General features: G+C 65.0%; 14 protein-coding genes and 3 pseudogenes. 10 read left to right on the forward strand and 7 right to left on the reverse strand.

Going from position 1 to position 19,487, the window contains the following annotated elements; genetic code table 11:
* Positions 1-184: hypothetical protein (locus ACWEFV_RS26320; RefSeq protein ID WP_450072321.1), on the reverse strand; the 184-nt coding region annotated here is incomplete at its 3' end.
* A gap of 129 nt (positions 185-313) precedes the next feature.
* Here ACWEFV_RS26320 and ACWEFV_RS26325 point away from each other — a divergent pair.
* From ACWEFV_RS26325 to ACWEFV_RS26370, 10 genes and pseudogenes are all read left to right on the forward strand, one after another.
* A pseudogene (locus tag ACWEFV_RS26325) lies at positions 314-487 on the forward strand (toxin glutamine deamidase domain-containing protein); the annotation flags it as partial.
* Positions 488-1,180: 693 nt separating this feature from the next.
* Positions 1,181-1,933 (forward strand): annotated as a pseudogene (locus tag ACWEFV_RS26330) (glycerophosphodiester phosphodiesterase); the annotation flags it as partial.
* Positions 1,934-2,461: 528 nt separating this feature from the next.
* Positions 2,462-4,867 (forward strand): annotated as a pseudogene (locus tag ACWEFV_RS26335) (alpha/beta hydrolase); the annotation flags it as partial.
* Positions 4,868-5,221: 354 nt separating this feature from the next.
* Positions 5,222-10,978: a toxin glutamine deamidase domain-containing protein gene (locus ACWEFV_RS26340; protein WP_450072441.1), complete on the forward strand. Its 5,757-nt coding sequence runs from the start codon at positions 5,222-5,224 to the stop codon at positions 10,976-10,978.
* On the forward strand, positions 10,975-11,235 hold the full coding sequence (locus ACWEFV_RS26345) for a DUF7161 family protein (protein ID WP_450072322.1): 261 nt from the start codon (positions 10,975-10,977) through the stop codon (positions 11,233-11,235). The genes ACWEFV_RS26340 and ACWEFV_RS26345 overlap by 4 nt, the downstream gene beginning before the upstream one ends.
* Before the next feature lie 2 nt (positions 11,236-11,237).
* Entirely contained in the window at positions 11,238-11,474 is a 237-nt protein-coding gene (locus ACWEFV_RS26350) for a hypothetical protein (RefSeq protein WP_135459207.1), read from the forward strand.
* A gap of 5 nt (positions 11,475-11,479) precedes the next feature.
* Positions 11,480-13,018 carry a hypothetical protein gene (locus ACWEFV_RS26355; protein ID WP_450072323.1) on the forward strand — a complete coding sequence of 513 codons (1,539 nt, stop codon included), beginning with the start codon at positions 11,480-11,482 and terminating at the stop codon, positions 13,016-13,018.
* A gap of 104 nt (positions 13,019-13,122) precedes the next feature.
* The gene (locus ACWEFV_RS26360; RefSeq protein ID WP_450072324.1) at positions 13,123-14,076 is read left to right on the forward strand and encodes a WXG100-like domain-containing protein; all 954 of its coding nucleotides are present in this window, start codon (positions 13,123-13,125) and stop codon (positions 14,074-14,076) included.
* 2 nt (positions 14,077-14,078) lie between these two features.
* Complete coding sequence (locus tag ACWEFV_RS26365) at positions 14,079-14,525, forward strand: YbaB/EbfC family nucleoid-associated protein (protein ID WP_450072325.1); 447 nt, start codon at positions 14,079-14,081, stop codon at positions 14,523-14,525.
* Positions 14,522-14,818 (forward strand): hypothetical protein, encoded by a 297-nt coding sequence (locus ACWEFV_RS26370; RefSeq protein ID WP_135459201.1) that lies wholly within the window; start codon positions 14,522-14,524, stop codon positions 14,816-14,818. Before ACWEFV_RS26365 ends, ACWEFV_RS26370 begins: the two co-directional genes overlap by 4 nt.
* Before the next feature lie 4 nt (positions 14,819-14,822).
* Here ACWEFV_RS26370 and ACWEFV_RS26375 read toward each other — a convergent pair whose 3' ends face one another.
* The 6 genes from ACWEFV_RS26375 to ACWEFV_RS26400 form a co-directional block, all read right to left on the reverse strand.
* Entirely contained in the window at positions 14,823-16,601 is a 1,779-nt protein-coding gene (locus tag ACWEFV_RS26375; protein WP_450072326.1) for a hypothetical protein, read from the reverse strand.
* Between the two features lie 2 nt (positions 16,602-16,603).
* Complete coding sequence (locus ACWEFV_RS26380) at positions 16,604-16,936, reverse strand: hypothetical protein (RefSeq protein WP_135459197.1); 333 nt, start codon at positions 16,934-16,936, stop codon at positions 16,604-16,606.
* A gap of 21 nt (positions 16,937-16,957) precedes the next feature.
* Positions 16,958-17,884 (reverse strand): 3-oxoacyl-[acyl-carrier-protein] synthase III C-terminal domain-containing protein, encoded by a 927-nt coding sequence (locus ACWEFV_RS26385; protein ID WP_450072327.1) that lies wholly within the window; start codon positions 17,882-17,884, stop codon positions 16,958-16,960.
* 94 nt (positions 17,885-17,978) lie between these two features.
* Positions 17,979-18,767: a hypothetical protein gene (locus ACWEFV_RS26390; protein WP_450072328.1), complete on the reverse strand. Its 789-nt coding sequence runs from the start codon at positions 18,765-18,767 to the stop codon at positions 17,979-17,981.
* A 96-nt stretch (positions 18,768-18,863) separates the two neighbouring features.
* Complete coding sequence (locus tag ACWEFV_RS26395) at positions 18,864-19,154, reverse strand: hypothetical protein (protein WP_135459190.1); 291 nt, start codon at positions 19,152-19,154, stop codon at positions 18,864-18,866.
* Positions 19,155-19,185: 31 nt separating this feature from the next.
* On the reverse strand, positions 19,186-19,455 hold the full coding sequence (locus tag ACWEFV_RS26400; protein WP_055118232.1) for a WXG100 family type VII secretion target: 270 nt from the start codon (positions 19,453-19,455) through the stop codon (positions 19,186-19,188).
* Positions 19,456-19,487 lie beyond the last annotated feature (32 nt).

Genomic DNA, 19,487 nt, shown 5'->3' on the forward strand with positions numbered 1-19,487 from the left:
TAATTTCGGTCGGATCGCGGCGGGGCAGGCCCATCGGGTCGACACTGAGGGGCGGCGCACGCTCAGTCAGCGTCCGCGGTGGTTGTTCGGTGGTGCCCGGGATCAAACTCTGGACCCCGCTATCGGTCGCCGGTTGAGGCTTCCCGACGACCCCACCGCCCAGCATCCGGTCCAGGGCAGCCACTGGTGGAACCCGAGCTTCCTGAGTGGCAACGACTGCGCCCATGTTCTGGTGCAGGAAGTGTCCGCACGCACCCGCCGGAATATCCAACTCGACTCCGCGCCTTCGCACCGGGGTACGCCCGCCCGGGTGATGTTCCAGGCGTTCCAGTCGGGCGCCCACTTCGCGACGTACAGGCAAGTCGAAGAGACGCTGCTGGGCATGCCCCCGAACTCCATGGCGGTACTGGCCTCGCGCTGGAGCGGAGGGCAGCCGATCGGGCACGCGTACCTCGCAGTCAACATCGATGGCCAGGTCTATCTGTTCGACCCGCACACCCGGCAGTATTCGGGGTGGCCACCGCACTGGGGAGAGGCTGCGGTGGCTCAGACCGCGGTCGGCTACCTGCGCAGCAATGGTGAGCCCGTCCTGCGGGGACGGTTGAACAACCAGTTCGCCGCGGTGGCCGTCGGCAGAGTCCAGGGCCTTCCGGACGGTCCGGCACACGGGGACGTCGACACCAGGACGGCCGCCGACCGGGACGCCGCGAATCGCACTGCGCTGCAGCATTACCGGGACCGCGCCGATCACATCCGGACGAAGCTCGACCAGTTCGGCCGGGCCACCCGTGAGGAACATGCGTTCCTGGGCCGCGTGGACCGGCTCGACCTTGCGGTACGGAAAGCTGATGCCGATGCTGTCCGGGCCGGCCTGGACGCGCCGCTGGTGCTGACCTTGGACACCTCGGCATTCAACGGCGGCGGCCACGCCGTCATCAGCTTCGGCGCCGACCCCCACCACGCCTCGAGCGTCACCTGGCAGACCGCGCGGGGATCGATCGAACAGTTGGGCACAGTGACCGCCCGTGCCTTGGACGGGCTGCAGGCCACCGGGCTGCAGGATTCTGCTGCCATAGCGTGGATCGGCGCCGATACCGGGGCGCTGCATCAGGACCTGGCCGCCTTCCATACGACCCGCGAATCGTTGGGTGAGGCAGGACCGTTCGCCGGTAATCACGTGGTGACCCAGGCAGACTCACGGACTCTCGCAGACCGCTCCGGAACTCAGGTGGTGGCTCACCGGGGAGCCTCCCACGACTTCCCGGAGCAGACTCGGGCCGCGTACACCGAAGCGCTGCGGCAGGGCGCGGACGCCCTCGAATGCGATGTCCGGCTCACCAAAGACGGTGAGTTGGTACTCATCCACGACAAGACCGTGGACCGGACGTCGAATGGCACCGGTCGGGTCGGCGATATGACGCTGGCCGAGTTGCAGGCGCTCGACTACAACGGCCACGGCATCCTGACCCTCGACGAGTTCGTCCAGTTGGCGCTCGACGCCGACCAGCCGGTGCGGCTGTTCATTGAGACCAAGCACCCGGCGCAGCAGGGATGGAAGATCGAGCGCCAGGTCGTCGAGGCTTTGGAACGCCACGGGTTGACCAATCCTCGCCCGGACCAACAGGTTCAGGCGGCGGTGATCTCCTTCTTCCCCGACGCGCTGCTGCGGGTCCGTATGGCCGCGCCTCACCTCCCCACGGTCCTGTTGGGCCCGGCGGCCCGGTATCTGGCCGGCGCGGTCGGCGCCAGTGCGATCGGGCCGTCGATCGGTGTGCTGCGGAGCAACCCCGAACTCGTCGGCGCAGCGGCCGCGCGGGGACTGGCCACCTACTGCTGGACGGTCAACAACGAAGCCGACGTGCAATTCGCGCGGGACCTCGGCGTGGACTGGATCGCCACCGATCACCCGGGCCGAACCGACACGTTGCTCGGGGATGCTCCGTCACAGCAGCATTCCGGCCCGGTGCCTGACAGCGTCAGCAGCACGGCGGAAGCGGTTGATCGCCAGGCGATTCAGCAGATGGCCGACGATGCCTTGTTGCGGCGCATACCGCCGGTGCGGCCCGACGAGCTCCGTAGTCCGATGGGGCCGGCCGAGGAGGCCTCAGCACGCGCGGCCAACAACGCCCGCTGGTGGTCCAGACTGACCGAAGACCAGCGCAGCGCCCTCATCGAGACCTACCCGCAGCACATCGGCAACGCCGAAGGCATCAGCGCGGCGGACCGTGACCACGCGAACCGCAATGTTCTGCAGCAGATGCGGGAACAAGCGGATGCGGTCCAGTCGAAGGCGGATCGCGGGGAGCGGTTGACCGGCGCCGAGCGGAAGTTCCTCCGCCGGATGGACAAGCTCGACCTCGCATTGCGCAAGGCCGCCGTCGACGCAGCGCAGGCCGGGGTGGACGGGCCGCTGCTGTTGGCCTTCGACGCAACAGAATTCGGTGGCGACGGACGCGCGGTGCTGAGCTACGGTGCCGACCCGTACACCGCGGACTCGGTGTCCTGGCACGTGCCGGGTGTCGGCACCACGGCGGATGCACTGCTCGGCTTCAACGCCATGTCCGCGCTCAACCACCTGCAGGCCGTGCAGCAGGAGAATCCGGGGATGTCGGCGGCCTCGATCGCCTGGGTCGGCTACGACGCCCCGAGTGGCTGGAACATCCTGCGTGCCGCGGGCCACGCCATGGCCCGCACCGGCGGCGACATCCTCCACAGCGACATCATGGCGTTCAACGCCGCCCGCGACACGCTCGCCGGCGACGGCAGCCACTTCACCGGCAACCACGTCTTCGGGTACTCCTACGGATCGACGACCACCGGATACGCCGGTCAGAACGGCAGATTCGCCGGTCAGGTCCGCACCGTGTCCCTGGTCGGTTCACCCGGAGCGGGCCCGGTGCGTACCGCCGGTGAGTTCGGTATCGGCGCCGACAACGTGTTCGTCGCCTCCTCGTCACGCGATGTGGTCACCGCTTTGGGCGGGCGCAGCGCCGGCTCCAACGGCCGGATCTTAGGCATCGGCCTCGGTACCGATCCGGCGATGGATTCCTTTGGCGCCGTGCGGGTCACCGCCGAGCCGCCGGCGTCGATGAACGGGTTGCTCACGGGCGGCACTCATCACGCCTACTTCCTGAACACGGAGGCGACGACAAACCTCGGCCGTATTGCTGCCGGGCACCAGGACCGGGTCGTCCATGAGCAGCACCGCACCGAGCTGGGCCGGAGTCGACACGCGCCGGGGCTGCGCACCGTCGAACCCGCCGGAGATCGGGTGGGGGGACGGCGATTCTGGAATGCACTGTGGCGCCGGCCTCCCAACTGTGCGGTCACGGTCGCCGAGGAATTGACCTCGTTGTTCGGCCGGAAGTTCGGCTTGGACGCCACCCCGTCGCGGCGCGGTGTGCCGGCGCGCGCATTGTTCCAGGCCGTCGGCTCCGATGCGCGGTTCGCGACGTACGACGAGATCGAGGCAACACTGCTGGGAGATCCCACGCTGAGGGTGGCCGTGGTGACGTCGCAGTGGACCGGCGGTCGGCAGGGCGGTCACGCCTACCTGGCCGTCAAGGTCGACGGCCAGGTGCAGCTTTACGATCCGCACACCCGGAAGTACTCACCATGGCCACCACATTGGGGTCAGCCGGCGGTGAGCCAGACCGCAGTCGGCTACCTGCGCGCCAACGGCGATCCGGTCGGCCCAATGGCCGTGGATATGCCGCTGCAGCTCGACGCTGCCGATGCCGTTGGAAATGTTCGAGGCCCCCAGCGTGATCCGGACTTCTCCCGGCAGCAGGCCGAGTACCGTGCGCAGAACCCGGCCACAAGACTGGTCGATACCCGCTATGCCGAGCCACTGGGCGACGTGGTCGACAACGCCTCCGACCACGCCCGGGTTCGCAGGCTCGCCGAGGACCTGTCCGGGAGATACGGGCCGTACCGCATTGCGCTCCGCGCCGAGAACCTGACCGACGAGGTCATGCTGACCGGTGAGATCTTCAACGGCGACACCAAGATCGGGACCGTCCAGCGGTCGTTCGCCAGGGACGGTGAAGGCAACCTCGTCGCTTATCACACCGGCCTGGTGATCGACGACAAGCAATTGCGCGGCAAGGGATTCTCCAAAGCCCTGACCTCGGAGCTGGAACGCTTCTACGTGCACTCGGGCATCGACCGCATCGAGCTGACGACCCACGACAAGGGTGCTTTTGCCTGGGCCCGACGGGGTTACGCCTGGGATCCCAGTACACGTCAGCTCCAGGAATCGCTCGACCGGGTGAAGATGTCGGCCGGCCAGCTGCGTGAGACGGTCAGTGACGAGGCCAAGGTCGTCCTGGATCAGGTTGTCCAGCAGCTGGATCCGGCTAACCCGCGATTGCCGGAGCCCATCGACCTGGCCAATTTGTCCACCACCGCTGAACCTGATCTGGGCCAACGCCTGCTGGACGGCACCGGGGCGGTGCGGGGCCGCAACGGGGTGCACTACGTCAAGTACCTGGACTCTGCCCCCGCCACTCCGGCGCGCACCGGCCTCAAGGGGTGGCTGCAGAACCTGCTCGGGCGCGACGTCGCAACGCGCGCGGACGCCGACGGTAACTGCGCATACGGCGTGGCCGGCGAGCTGTCGAGGATCTACCCCGGGCATTTCGGCCTGTCCGTCGCACCGTCGAGCACCGGGGTACCCGCTTGGGCGCTGTTCCAGGCGGCACAGTCCCGTTCCCAGTTCGCGACCTACGCCGACATCGAGACCGAACTGCTGGGCAGGCCCGCCGGGTCGTCGGCAATCGTGGTGTCGCGCTGGGCGGCCGGTGGTGAGCGTCAGGGCGGACACGCCTTCCTCGCGGTCACCGACGGACAGCGCGTGCAGCTCTATGACCCACGCACCAAGAAGTACTCGCCGTGGCCACCGTACTGGGGCGACAGCGCAGTGGACCGCACCGCCGTCGGCTACCTCGACGAGAACGGAGAGCCGGTCCACGCGATCGGCGATGAGCCGGTACAGATCTCGCTGCACGCCGCCGACAGCGTCGGCGACGTGCAGGGTGATCCGGCCGCCGCTGATTTCCTGGCAGCTCAACAGGACTATCGCGACCAGGACCCCACCACCCGCCGCGTCGACACCCGGTATGCCGAACCGTTGGGTGAGATCGTCGACAACTTCGATGCCGACCAGGTACGGCAGCTGGCCGCGGACCTCTCCGGGGTCTACGGCCCGTACCGCGTCGAGATGTTCCGGGCGATCGCCGATGAACGGACCGGTGAGGTCATCGTGGGTGGCGCGATCATCAGCGGTGACGAGGAAATCGGTTTCCTACAACAGACCTACATCCGCGACAGTGAGGGCAGCCTGGTCGCCCATCAGAACGTGGTGGACATTCCCGACAAGCATTTCCGAGGCAAGGGCTTCTCAAAAGCGTTCAGCTCTCAGTTGGAGCACTATTACCTGATCTCGGGCGTCGACCGCATCGAGCTGCGTACCGAACAGGACGGTGGCTACGCCTGGGCCCGACAAGGATTCAGCTGGAACGCCGATCCGGCCAAGTTGCAGGAATCGGTCGACAACGTCCGGAATTCTGCCCTTCGCTTGCGCGATCAGGTCAGCCCCGAGGCGCGAGCGGTCCTCGATGACATCGTGCAGCGCCTTGACCCGCGGCACCCCCGCCTGCCGGAACCCATCGATGTGGCGGCGCTGGCCACGGTCGAGGAACCGCATCTGGGCCGCGACGTGTTGGCCAACACGTACTGGAGCGGCGTCAAATACTTCGGTGCCGCCGACGCCATCGGTGATGTCCAAGGGCATGTGGACGAGTCGGATTTCGCTCAGCAACAACAGGAATACCGCGCTCAGGATCCGGCGACCCGCCCGGTCGACACCCGCTTTGCCGAGCAGTTGCGGGAGGTGGTCGACAGCTTTGACCGTGACGACGTCCACCAACTTGCGGAGGACCTGTCGGGGCTTTACGGGCCATACCAGGTCGAATTCTCGCCCGAGCGCATCATCGGCGGCGAACGCTTCGAGCTCTACGGTCTGATTCGCAGTAGGGATACCGAGATCGGCTACCTGACCCGGCAGTTCTCGCGTGACGACGACGGCAACCTCGTCGTAGAGAACAAGATCATCAGAATCGAAAATGACGAGTATCGCGGGCGCGATTTCTCCAAGGCGCTGACCTCGGAGCTGGAGCAGTACTACGTGCGCTCCGGTGTCGATCGAATCGAGTTGGTGTCCAAATGGCAGGGCAGCAACGCGTGGTCACGCCGCGGCTTCACCTGGTCCCCTGATCTTTATCATCTCGATCAGTCCCTCGATCAGATCAAAGACGCCGCGCGCCAACTCCGTGACCACGTCAGTACCGAGGCTCAGGCGGCTCTTGACGAGATCATCGCGCGACTCGAAGTCGATCACCCACGGCTACCCGAGCCGATCGACCTGGCGATGCTGGCGACCGCCGACGAACCCAAATTGGGCCGTAAGTTGCTCGACAACACCTCGATTCACTTTGTGAAGTATCTGCCCAGCCCGGTCGTCGTCGACACGCAGGCGTCCGAGCCGAACTGCGCGTACGGGGTCGCCGACGAGTTGTCGGCGCGATACGGGCGCACGTTCCAGATCGACGTCGAACCCACCCGCACCGGCGTCCCGGCCCGGGCACTGTACGAAGCCGTCGGATCCGGATCGCGCTTCGCTACCTACGACCAGGTAGCCGAAACCCTGCGGCAACTCGGTGACGGCTCGTCAGCGGTTTTGACCTCGCGATGGACCGGCGGGCGCAGCGGCGGACATGCCTACCTGGCGGTCAACGACGGTGGTGAAATCTACCTGATCGATCCGACTACGCGAGAGCGCTCAGGGTGGCCGCCGCATTGGGGTCAAGGCGCAGTGGACCGCACCGCAGTCGGCTATCTCGACGCCGACGGTGAAGCGGTGAACCCACTGCACGATGTTCCGCTCCGGCTCGGAACCGCCGATGCCGTCGGCCATGTGCGCGGCGCTCCCGGTGAAGCTGATACCGGGCCGGCCCGGTATCAGTCCCCGGACGACGTCGAGCACGCCAGATTCAGGGACCGGGTCGGGGAGTTGGATTCGACCGCGCTGTCCCCGGAAGCGATCGCAGATGCGATTTATCGGCCGGTGCCGATGGACAGCGTCACCGGCTTCTACGAGGGAAGGATCTCCGGGTTCAAGAGCGGCGAGGTGATGCGGGCTCAGCAGCATGTCGCCGACACGCTCGACAACGCATATTTCGTGTCGGCCGACATCGCCAACCTGCGGGGTCTCAATCAGGCGTCCGCGGACCGGAATGAAGCCAACGCCCACTTCGCCGCTCTGGCAGGAATTTTCCATGCCGTGCTGGCGGAATACCGGGCTGACGTGGTCCCAATGCGGGTGGGCGGCGATGAACTGAGCGCGGTTGTCGTGGGCGACATCGACCAGGAGACCATCGATTCGGCGATCGCGACGATCCGCGCCCGGGCCCACGAATACGCTCAAGCACACAACCTGGCCGACATCCCACATCCGAAACATCCGGGCCAGCCCGAGTTCAACGGCGTGGGGCTACACGTCGGCTACGCCGAAGTGCTACCCGATTTGGACATCGCCGATATCTTCGACGCCGCGGACCTCGGCGTTGACCGCAGCAAAACGAGGAGGACGGATGTCGCAGGAAGAGCGGGATCAGCGACTGGGCCTGACGGGGCTGACACCGGAGCAGCGCGAGAAGCGGATCGAGGAGCTGGAACGCGAACTGGCCGCGAAACAGCAGGCGGCGAGGGAGAAACTACAGGCCGCACGGGCACGGAAGGCGAATCCCGAGGACCGCTGACTGACCGGGTTCGCTACCGGCAGCCCGAGGAAGTCAAACGCGCCGCGTTCCTGAAGGAGGCGGCTCGAATTCGTGACGCGCGCCCGGAGGAGCTTAACGCCCGCTACGAAGCTCTGTACGAGCCGCTCCTCAGAGACGCAGTCTCGGGTTTCTACGATGGCCGCGGTCCAGCATTCAAAACGGGCGAGGTGGCGCGGGCCCGCCAGTGGATCTCGGAATCCGGTGGAGCCGGTTACTTCGTGTCGGCCACGCTGGACAATCTCTCGGGTCTGAATCAGCACACACAGAACCGGGCTGAAGTCGCCAACGCCCACTACCGTGCGATCACCGAGATCTTCCGCTCCGAGATCGAGGGGACCGGGGCGGACATCGTCCCGATGCGGAGCAGCGGTGACCGATTCGACGCCGTTGTCGTGGGCTCGATGATCGACCGTGCCGCCCTCGATGCCGCGTTGGCCAGGATCGACAGCCGCGTCGATGCATACGCTCGACAGCAGGGCTTGGCCGACATCGCGAATCCCTCGGACCCGGGCCAGCCGGGTATTCGCCTGCGATTCGGCTACGCCGACGTTTCATCGAGTGATGTCGCGGGTGTCGTCGAAATCGCCGAAGGGCGGATGTTCGGACGCGAGGGCATCGAAGACCAGGCGCGCGCGGAGTATCGGGCACAGGACCCGCGCACGCGCAGGGTGGACACGCGCTACGCCCAGCCGTTGGATGAGGTGGTCGACAATCTGGACCGCGACGAAATCCGCCAGCTGGCCGAGGACTTGTCCGGTAGATACGGTCCATACCGCGTCGAGTTCGAGGGGAAGATCCTGCTCGGCTATCACAAGGTCGTTCTCGAAGGCGTAATCCTGCACGGCAATACCGAGATCGGCACTGTCGAGCGCACATTCTACCGTGACGATGAGGGCAAGCTGGTTGTCTACAACGTCATCGTGACCGTTGACGAGGACTACCGCGGCAATGGCTTCTCGAAGGCGCTGACCGCAGAACTGGAGCGCTACTACGTACGGTCCGGTGTCGACCGCATCGAGCTGCTGTCGGAGTGGCACGGCAGTAACGCATGGGCCCGTCGCGGATTCACCTGGGATCCGGACCTGCACCGGCTTCACGAGTCGCTTCAGAGCGTCAAGGCCAATGCGCGTCGGATGCGAGATCACGTCAGCACGGAGGCACAGGCGGTTCTCGACGATGTCGTGGCCCGGCTGGAACCAGGGCACTCGCGGCTACCCGAGCCCGCCGATCTGGCTGCTCTCGCGACTTTCGCCGAACCCAAACTGGGACGCCAACTGCTGTACCGCTCCTCCATCCGCTTCGTCAGGTATCTCGAAGGCTCTGGACCGGCATTGGATTTCTCTGCGAGACAAGAGAACTACCGCGCCCAGGACCCGACGACGCGTCGAGTAGATGCCGGTTACGCCGACTCGATGGGCGATCTGATCGACGGCCTGGACGCGGCGCGCGTCACGCAACTGGCTCGCGACCTCTCCGGAACCTACGGGCCCTACCGCGTGGAGTTCAGAGGGGAAGCCGAAGAGGACGTCTTCCTGTCCGGCGTGATCCTCAACGGAGATAACGTCATAGGCAAGATCGCCTACAGTTTCTTCCGGGACGGTGACGGACTGCTCGTCGCACATCACGAGGAGGTGCGGATCTTCGACAACCAGTTCCGTGGTCAGGGATTCTCCAAGGCGTTCTCCGCGGAACTGGAGAGCTACTACCGACGCAGTGGTGTCGACCGGATCGTGTTGGTGGCAGAGGAAGACGGCGGCAATGCCTGGGCCCGAAGGGGTTTCACCTGGGACCGAGAGCCGGAAAGACTGGCCCGGTCGCTCGGATCGGTGAAGGACGCCGCTCAGGTACTGCGGGAGCAGGTGAGCCCCGAGGCCCGGGCCCTCCTGGACGAGATCATCGCTCGGCTGGAGCCTGATCATCCTCGGCTGCCCGAACCGATCGACCTGGCCTCGCTGGCCAGTGCGCAGGAGCCCGCGCTCGGCCGTCAGTTGATGACCGACACCGGTTGGTTCGCCGTGAAGTATGTCGGCGACGTCTCGGCTGATCCCGTACGTGTGTTGGGCCTACTTGACCATCAGCCGGGAACGCTCTCGGAAGGCCAGGCAATCGCGGCGTTCAGCCATGGTGAACTCCGGATGCGCGAGTTCAACGAACAACTCGCCGAGGCCGGCGTCAGTGCCGAGACACGGGCCCGGCAGCTCTCGGAACTACGGAACTCGTTGCGCACCTGGGCTTACCAGTTGATGAGCAATCAGGTTGCCGCGGAGTTCCTGTCGCGCATCACGATCAACCCGACATTCGAGGACCTGGTCACCCGCAATGCCGAGCGCGGCCTCACCGGAGACGCGATCTTTGAAGCGATCATCGACAGCTCCACCCACAGCCGCCTCGAACCGGGCAGCCTGTCCGACATCGAAACCGGCGCGGTGTACTCGCAGTTCGAGCTCGGACTGCGGGCCCTCAACGAGCAGATGGTCAGCGACGGCCTCAGCGCCGAGGATCGGGCCAGAACTCTGTCGGGCCTGCGCAGTTCGCTGCGCGCCTGGACGCGGGAACTGATGGAGAACCGCTCGGCGGCGGACTGGATGGCGGCCAACGAGAGCAATCCGTCGTTCGAGGATCTCGTCGCCCGCTACGAACGCAAGGGACTGTCGGGCGATGCCGTCTACGAGGCGATCATCGACGGCGCCACCCACAGCCACTATGCCGCCGGGACCTTGACCGATGAGCAGACCCGGACCGTTTACACCACCTATGAGATGCGGATGCGTGAGCTCCGGGACCAGCTCCTGCGCGACGGCGTCGGCGCCGAGGAACGAGCCAGGACGATGTACGGGATGAGAGCGACCATCCGCACCTGGACGCGTTCGCTGATGGCAGACCGGGAGATGGCCGAATGGCTGAACGCCAACGAGCCGAACCCGACCTTCGACCAGCTGGTAGAACGAAATCGCGCCAAGGGCCGCGTCGGCGATGAGATTTACGAGGCCATCGTCGACAGCTCAACCCGTAGCCGTGGCAGTGTGAACGCAGGTCTCGGTATCGATCCGGACAATCCGCCCGATCTGCCGCCCATGAGGGGGCCCGACGACGACGGCAGTCCACCGGATCAGGATCAGGAAGAGGACACGACATGACCGAGCATCAGCGGTTCACGCCGCTGCGCTACGACCAGTCCGGGCTGCGCGGTAGGCGCGCGCACGTGCTCGTCGACGAGCCCACCGACGAGATCGACTGGCCCTCCGATCTCCCGGCCGGGATAAAAAGCGTGGTCATCGTGGATGACGCTCCGAACCCGCACCACACGCTGAGGGTGCACCCGACCGACGACCCGGACCGGGTGGCGTTGGTGGTTTTCGACCAGTTGGCGCTGTACGAAGGCGACGAGGAGTAGGCATGGACCCGCGACGGATTGAGCTCAACCGCAGGCACAGCCGGGAGATGGGTGCGCTGTTCAACCAGTTCCTGGACATTCATCCAGACGTCGAATCTGAGGTACACGGCGCCCAGATGACGCCGGAGCAGGATGCGGCGTGGACGTCATTCAGCGCGGAGCTGCTGGCCCGCCACCAAGCCGAGCGCTCGGCACTGGCCGACGAAATCGAAGCCGAACAGCAGAGTCTGGGAAGGTAGACGCAATGGAAGCGGCACAGGCAATCTCGTTGGTCACAGACTGGATCAGGTCCCGGGGGCTCGACTACCCGACCGAAGGTCTGGCAGCCGATCGCTTCGACAAGGGATGGAGCGTGTACGCACCGGTCGAGATCGACGACAGCGATCCGATGGCATTCCTGGACATCCCGGTCGGGCGGTCGATATTCCTGGTGGGCGACTCCGGGCGCATCGAAGAGGTGTCGTCGTCGATCCCTCCTCAACAGGCACGTGACCAGTTCGCCGCACAGGAACCTACGCGCCCAGCCGACGGTGCCGCCGCGCCGAACAACTCCGCCTCTGACGAGGCGGCCTTCATGGCCGAGTTCGAGCGCCAGTTCAGGTTGGCCGCAGCCGACGACCCGTCCGCGATCGCCGACTTCACGATCGTCGGCGAGCCGCCGGCACCGGTGGGCGGCGCACCCAGCAGCGCGGACGCTGCGACGGCCGAGGAGGCGTCCCGCCTCATCGACTCGATCGTGCAGCAGCTGGCCCAGCTCGGCCCGGAAGGCTGGGACGAATTCTCCGCGGTGTTCGCCTTCACCGTCACCTCCCAGATCGCCCAGTTGCAGTTCTGGGCCCATGACCGTACCGGCCTGGTTCCGGTGCCGCAGTCGATCGCCGACCTGGTTCGCCAACAACGTGAGGTCTCGGCCCGCATGAGTGCCGGACCGTGGTGGCGGCTGCTGTTGAACGTCACCAATCGTGGCGAGACGACGGTCGACTACGACTACGGCGACGAGCCGTTCCCGGACGACCAGATCGTGGCCGCCGAGCACTACCGCAACGACCTTGATACCTATCCGCGCGCGCAGGTACCGGTGTGGCTTGCCGGGTATACCGCCGGGCCCGACGCGCAGGGGCGCGATGCCGCGCAGGCAGCGGCCGCGGCGGACGCCGACAGAGCGGCGGGTCGCACGGGCGTCGTCACCGACCAGATCCCCCCGCTTCCCGACCTGCTGGCACGCTGGGCGGTGCTGTCGGCCGCCTATACCGGTGTCGGATCGGGCTGGGGTCCACGGATCTACCCCGGTTACGCCTGGTTCGAGAGCGATGCCCGCAGCGGCGCGACGCTGTTTCTCCTGCCCGGTGACCGCGCGGTGCTCTCCGGCGGAAAATGGAATTCCGAGTTGCTGGAGGCTGCCTACAACGGCGGTGGTCCGCTACCCGATCTCTACGGCGGAGCCCCTGCGTGGGTCAATGACTCCGTGTTGAACACCCGAAATCGCAACGGGCTGTTGAGTTTCTGCTTCTGGTGGGCGAACGGTCAGTGGTATCGAGGTACTGCCGACACCTCAGGTGAACTGGATCTATCGGTGCCGGCCATCTGGACACCGGAGGCCACCGTCGCCGGCATGGTGACTCAGACCGGATCCGCGACAACGCAAGCGTGCCAGGCTCTGTTGGAGGTCGCCACCGAGCGCACCGCCACGGTCGACGACGTGGCGGCAGTGTTCGACGAGCGCCCCGACGCACAGGTGTATGCCGCGGCCAATCAGCTGAGTTTGGCCGGCCTGCTGACTTAGAACTGGCGGGTAGCTGAACTCTCGGCGAACAAGGCCGTCTGGCATGGCGGTCTGCGGTAACGCGCAATAACGTGAATTGCGATGCTGCATAGAATGTTTCGCCGATGGGGGATCGGGTGACCCTGCAAATTCCCGGCCCGCTGCAGTGGGTGTCCTACCTCGTCGGCTCGCAATGGCCCAAGGGCGACGAGGATGCCATGTACCGCATCGGCGGGGAATGGGGCGATCGCGCCGAACAATTGACGGAGCTGATACCCGAACTGAACCGGATGCGGGCCAGTACCAGTGCTGTGCTGCAGGGCGTGACGGCAGGCGCCGCGGACGGTGAGTTCGCATTGCTGTTCGACGGGGAGGCATCCGTCGACAAACTCGCCGAGGCGATGGCGGCCCTCGGCACGCTTGCCGAAAGCACCGGCAAGAATATCGAATACACCAAGTTGCAGATCTTGACGTCCCTGGCGATCGCGGCGTTCGAGATCTCCTGGGCACTGGCTCAGACCTCGGTGACCTTCGGCGCATCGGCGGCCGAGATCCCCATCATCGAGACGACGACATCCGCCGCGATCCAGCGGATGGTGTCGGTGCTGCTCAAGGATGTCATGACCGACCTGGGCAAGGCGATGACGAAGACGACGGTGCACCGGATCATCAAGAAGTCCGGCGTCGAGGCGGCTGAGGCTCTCGGGCAGGAGCTGTTCATCCAGAACGTCCAACAGTCCAAGGGGCATCAGAACGGGTTCGACTGGAACCGCCTGGGAACCGTCGCACTGGCCAACTCCGTCGGCGGTGCCACCCAGGGCACCGTCAGCATTTACGGTCAGCGCGCACTGGGTAATTCGGCGGTCAAAGGTGCGGCCGTCGGATACGTCGCAGGCATGTCCAAGAAGGTGACCGGAGCATTGGCCACCGGCAGTGAGATCGACCCGGTTTCCGTCCTCGGATCGGTGCCTACTTCAGTCACAGGCGGGGTACGGGGTCGAGCCGCGGCACACAGCGCCAAAGCGTCGACGCCCGATGGGGGCGGTGCCTCGGCTGCCAGTGGGGGAGACGGGGACTAGACATGGACAACGACGCGGCGCGCCATGAACTCATCGATGCGCTGGCCCTCGTACAGGAACAGTTTGCCGATCTCGCCGTACTCGAGCAGGAGCGGGCAGCGTTATCCTCGGCAGCCACCTGCGCTGATGGCACCGTCACGGTGACCGTGGACTGCGACGGCGTTGTCATCCACACATCTGTCTGCGAAACATATTTGGATGAACACGATCTGGTCGATCTCGGACGGCACATCACCGGCGCAGCCCAGGACGCCGCCCGCGACATCGAGCGGAAAATGGCGGATCTATTCGCCCCGCTGGCCGAGCGACGGGAGCGGTTTCCCTCGCTGTCCGACATCGTCGAGGGCGCACCCGACATCAGAGAGCTGCTGTCGATCGCGGTGCCGGTTCCTTGTGGTGACGGCGAAGAAGAACCAGACGACTACCCCACCGTGAGGAGCGTGCGATGACCGTACCGCTGGGCGTCACGCCGGCCGACCTACGCGGCACCGCGCGATACCTTGCCTCTGTCAGCAACGACATGAAAGCCGTGCAATCGGCGCTGATGCAGATGCTCAGCGGTGAAGGCGAAGCGTGGGGGCACGACAAGATCGGCAAGCAGTTCGCCGACGGCGGCAAAGGCTATAAGGCGCAGTTGGACTGGGTCGATGGGTCGATCACAGCGAAGACCGATCTGCTCGACTACTACGCCGCGGGCCTGCACATCACCGCGGATGCGCTGGAACAGCAAGACAAACCCTGACGCCTCACTCTGAGCGGCCCGGCGTGAACTGCTCCCCCCGGGCCGGGCGTGCGGGTCCGGGCTGGACAGCCGAGTCAGGCTGCCAGGTGGTGCCGCGCTGCGGAATGCGGCGACGGGACTCGGGCTTGTCGGCCGGCGTGCTCTCGGTCTGCGCCGATTCCTCGTCGGCGCCGACCACCGGCACCGACGCATCGGCGTCACCGATGACGTCTTTACCGTTCTTCTTGCGCCGCAATGCCTTGTTGACCTGATGGCCTTTGCCGTTTTGATCGCCGGCGCGCTGGCCGGCTGCGGGGGAGCCCGCTCCCGGGCTGCCTGCGCCTGCACCCAACCCGGCCCCGGCCCCGGCTGCCGTGGTGGGCATCTTCGCCGCGGCTGTTGCGGGCGCGCTGCTCGGCAGACCACTCGCTATGCCGCGCATCGGAACTCCGCCACCGGCGCCGCCCGCACCCTTGCCGGCGCCCGCACCACCGAGCCCCTGCGGCCCGAGGCCGAGGACACCCTCAGGTGGGCCTCCCAGCCCTGACCCCAGCGGGTTCTGTTGGGCCGCGTTCTTGGCGGCGTCCATCGCCTGGCCCATCGCGTCCTTGGCGGCATTGGTTGCCGCGTCGACCGCCGACTTTGCGGGATCGGTCAGGCTCTTGAGGGCGTCCTTGGTGGGATCAGTCGTGGAATCCTTTTGGTCGATGGACCTTTGGTCGATCGGCTTCAGCTTGTCGAGATCGGTCGGTTTGTTGGGATTCAGCTTGTCGAAGGCCGACTTGTCGAAAGGCTTGATGCCTCCGGGGGTTTTGCCGCCGCCCGGGCTGAACGGCTTGGTGCCACCGGGCCCGCCTGGCCCGCCTGGCCCGCCGGGGCCGGTCGGATCGGTGGGAGCTTCGAACTTCATGTTCGGCAGCGGAGGAAGATTGGGGAAGCCCTGGGCCACCGCTTCGATGGCCGGCTGGTAGGTGCCGTCAAAGAGTTGCACCGCGTCGGTGTAGTCCTTGATCGATTGTTCGACCCGCTCCTTGTCCTTGACCGCGGTGTCTACGTTCACGTACTGGCCATTGTCGAGCCGTAGGAGGCCCTCAGAGTCGAAGTGGTACCTATTGTTGTATGCCACGACCTCGGCATTGACCCCCTGCAAATTCTTTGAATCAAAATCCTTGACCACGTCATCGCTTGCAGAGTTGGGGAAATGGGCTTGGACATAGTCGAATGCGGTATGGAGCACCTTCAGCCGGTCGGAGATCTCTTGCGACGACGGCGTGAAATCGTAGATCGAGGTCTTGGTGACCTGCTTGGAGGCGGCTTCCGCCGCCGTCGCGCTGTCGCCGGACCACTTTCCCTCAATTGCCTTGTCGACTTTGTCCTTGAAGGTCTCGGAATCTTCCTTCAAGTTGTTCCCGTGAGTTGTCCAGGCCGTGGCCAGGGTATCGATCGCGGTGAGGTTCGACTTCAACGTGGACTTTTCGTCGCGGAGTTCTTTGAAGGTCCAGCTCTCGAAGTTGATCTGCTTACCGCCGGTGGTCGCGGCAGTCACCGCATCCTGAACGGTTCGATCTGCGGTCAGCCCCGGAATTTCGTCAAGTGTTGAGGTGTCCGGTGCTCTCTTCTCATCCCGGATGGTGAACTGGTCCATCGCCTTGAGTTTGTCGCCCGCATCGGGATATTCGTTGTATTTTGTGGGCTCGTCGTGCCCCATCAATTTGTTCCACTCCGATGGGGTCCAATTGTGGGAATCCGAGGTGAACAGCTCGCCACCGAACAGAGCGCCCGTCCAATTTCCGAAGCCGCTCATGGCTAGCCGGACTCATGTTTCTTCAGCGCATTCGCCGCGTCGTGCGCCGTCTTGATGAAATCCTGTGTCTGGGCCAGCTGCTCCCTGACGTAATCGGTCAGCGCCTTGCCCTTTGCGTTGAAGGCGTTCTCCATGGCCTTCGCCAGGTCGTTGTTCGCATTACTACCGAAGTAGCCCGTGGTGTCGTCCAGCGCATTGTCGATGATCGCCTGCAATTTCGCCTCGTAGGGATCGAAGGCGCTGCTCTCGAGTCTGTCGACAGCCCCCGGTTCGAGGTGGAGGTAAAGCTTTCCGTCGGCGGTAGCGGCGTCCAGGCCGCCCCAGGGACTAGTCATGATTCTCCTCTGCCGCGATCGTTACGGTTGTGCTGGATCTGATTGTGCTGCATTGAACGGCAACGTCACCTCTTTCTCGATTCGAAGCAGCACCGCTGCCGAGTTGACGAAATTCCCGGCGGCAAACAGCATGACCAGGTCGCCAGGCTTGGCGATCTTCTGGTTCATCAGATAGGCGAGACTCACCCCGAAGTCCGAGACCGTCAGATGCCCGAACTGTGCCTGGAAGTCACGCAGACCGGGGGCCGGCCGGAGCCGGGCGTGCATGGCGAGGGCGTCGGTCACCTGTCTCGGCTCAATGAATGACGGTGCGAACCAATCGATGTCATCCGGTTTGAGGCCGGCGCGTTCGTAGCATTCGATCACGGTTCCGACGGCTACCCGGAAACTGGCTATTGCGTTGTCTTTCACGGTCCCAGAACCACGTCGGTCATAGTTCTCCCACCTGGCGATCCAATCCGCCAAGGTCGGAAACGTCGGATCGTCGATGCCGCCATCAGTCCTGCCGTGCATCATGCCGGCCGACGGATTGTGCGAACGTGCCGCGGCAGACACGATGCGGGCGAACCCCTCGGTCCGGTTCAGAAGTGCGCAGAAACCGCTGTCGCCCAGCAGGGAACCTTCGGTCGCCGGGCTAGCCGCATACTCGTGCCGGTCGAAGTAGAAGATGCTGTCGCCACCGGTCACCATCGCGTTGTCCCCGGCCCAACCCGCCTGCAGCACCGCATCGGCAAGCATCACGCCGTACAGGCCGCCGGAACAGAACTGCCGGATCTCGGTCGCGGAACCGGCGGATGTCCTGCCCAGCACGGACTGTTGGAGTGAATTCTGTATCGGCCAGAAATGCTCGCCCTGATACAGGGTGCCGCAATGGAAGGAAGCGGCCATGCTGTCCGCCGCCGCGGACAGCGCGGTGCCGTCGATCTGTCGCGCTGCGTTCTCCACCATTTGATGAACGGACTGCATCTCGGCCGCTGCGGTCGCGAGATGCTTCGGGCGACCGGCGCTGTCCGTGCCACCGGGTATGTACGTCGAAACCGCACTAAGGTACGCCATTGAACTCTTGTTCTGTTCGCGCTGCTGCGAGGCGTTCCTCCGCCCCCTTGACGTGTGCAGCCTCGATCTTCTTGAAGGCGGCCAAGGCATTGGGGACCGTGGCCGGAATGATCTGGAACGAGCTGATGCCCTCGTTCACCAGGTAGGCGCCGTCGTCGGCGACGTTGATCAGCGTCAGGTGATTCGCGTTGCGCAGGGTGTAGTCTTTGGTGAATTCCGAGGATCCGGACAGCAGTATCGAACCGGTGATTCGCGAGTCGCGCAGCACCTGCTCGGGAGTCTCGTCCTCGAACTGACCGTCTTTCCGTGGTCTGCTGCCGGGCCGGTAGTCGGGCAGGGCCTCGAGGACCACCTGCGGGAAATCCACGTTCACGCACCCGATGATCTGGACGTCTTCGCCGAAGATCGTCTCTCTACCGGGGTCTTGGGTGATGACTGCGCAGTATCCCGACGCTCCGATAACACCGAACAGGCGATACAACCGCGCCCCGGTGCCGTCTTCGATCTGTCCGAACCCCTGCAGCAGGAACACCGGCGAGCGCAGCGCGTCGAGTATGGCAAGTCGAGTCTGCGTCATGCCGGCGCGCTGACGGGCCAGGGCGGTCTGCCGATCGGCCTCGAGTTCGGCCTTGTACCGCTGCTTGCTGTTTCGATATGCCAGGGGGAGCGGCAGCCGGTCGAGGCCGACCACCTCGCACAGGCATCTGAAGTCGAACCCGCTCATGAACCACGGTTCGACGTCATGGCGTAGCGGGGCCACTTTATCGGTGATCACATTGAGCCCCTTTCGGTCTGGCAGTTGGAAATCGGACGCGTAAGCGGGCCCGGTCGCGGTGGAGCCGTCAACCGAGCCCGCCGACGAACGGCTGTGTTAGAAGCCGCCGGCAAGGTGCCTGTCGAGTGCCGCCGCGTCCTCCTGCGACTGATTGCCCCCGGACCGGGTCTGGGTGATCTCGTTGAGGATCGCGTCCATCTGCTGCAGGATCTGAGTCTGCTTCTGGTGCAACGTCGCCGCGGCGTCGCCCTCGTACACGCCTTGCAGCGCGGCGAACACCTGGCTGACTTCCTCACGCATCTGCTGCGCGTTGTTGGTCATCCCCTGAATGTCGTCCAGGGACGCGTAGTTGGCTCCGTACTGGTACCGAATGCTGTCTGTATCCATGGATCAAGCCCTTTCGATGTCTGGCCGGCAACTAGTCAGCGTCGTGGCTGACGAGTGCGTTGATGTCGGACTTTCCTTTGTCGACGATGTGCTGCAGGTTGTTGATGACGTAGTTGAAGTCCTCGTGGTGCTGCGTCATGATGCCGCGAAACTTGGCGGCCTTGCCGCCAGTCCACGAGCTGGCGGTCATCGACTCGGTTTGGTCGAGGATCTGGGAAGCCAGCCGCCGGACATCCATCATCTGTTTGTCGATGTTCTCGATCTTGCTCTGGGCTTCCGCGGGCGTCAGATGGAGCGTCATGCCTTACCTCTCTTTGTCAGACCCGGCGCGAA

The organism is Mycobacterium sp. NPDC004974 (assembly GCF_053600815.1).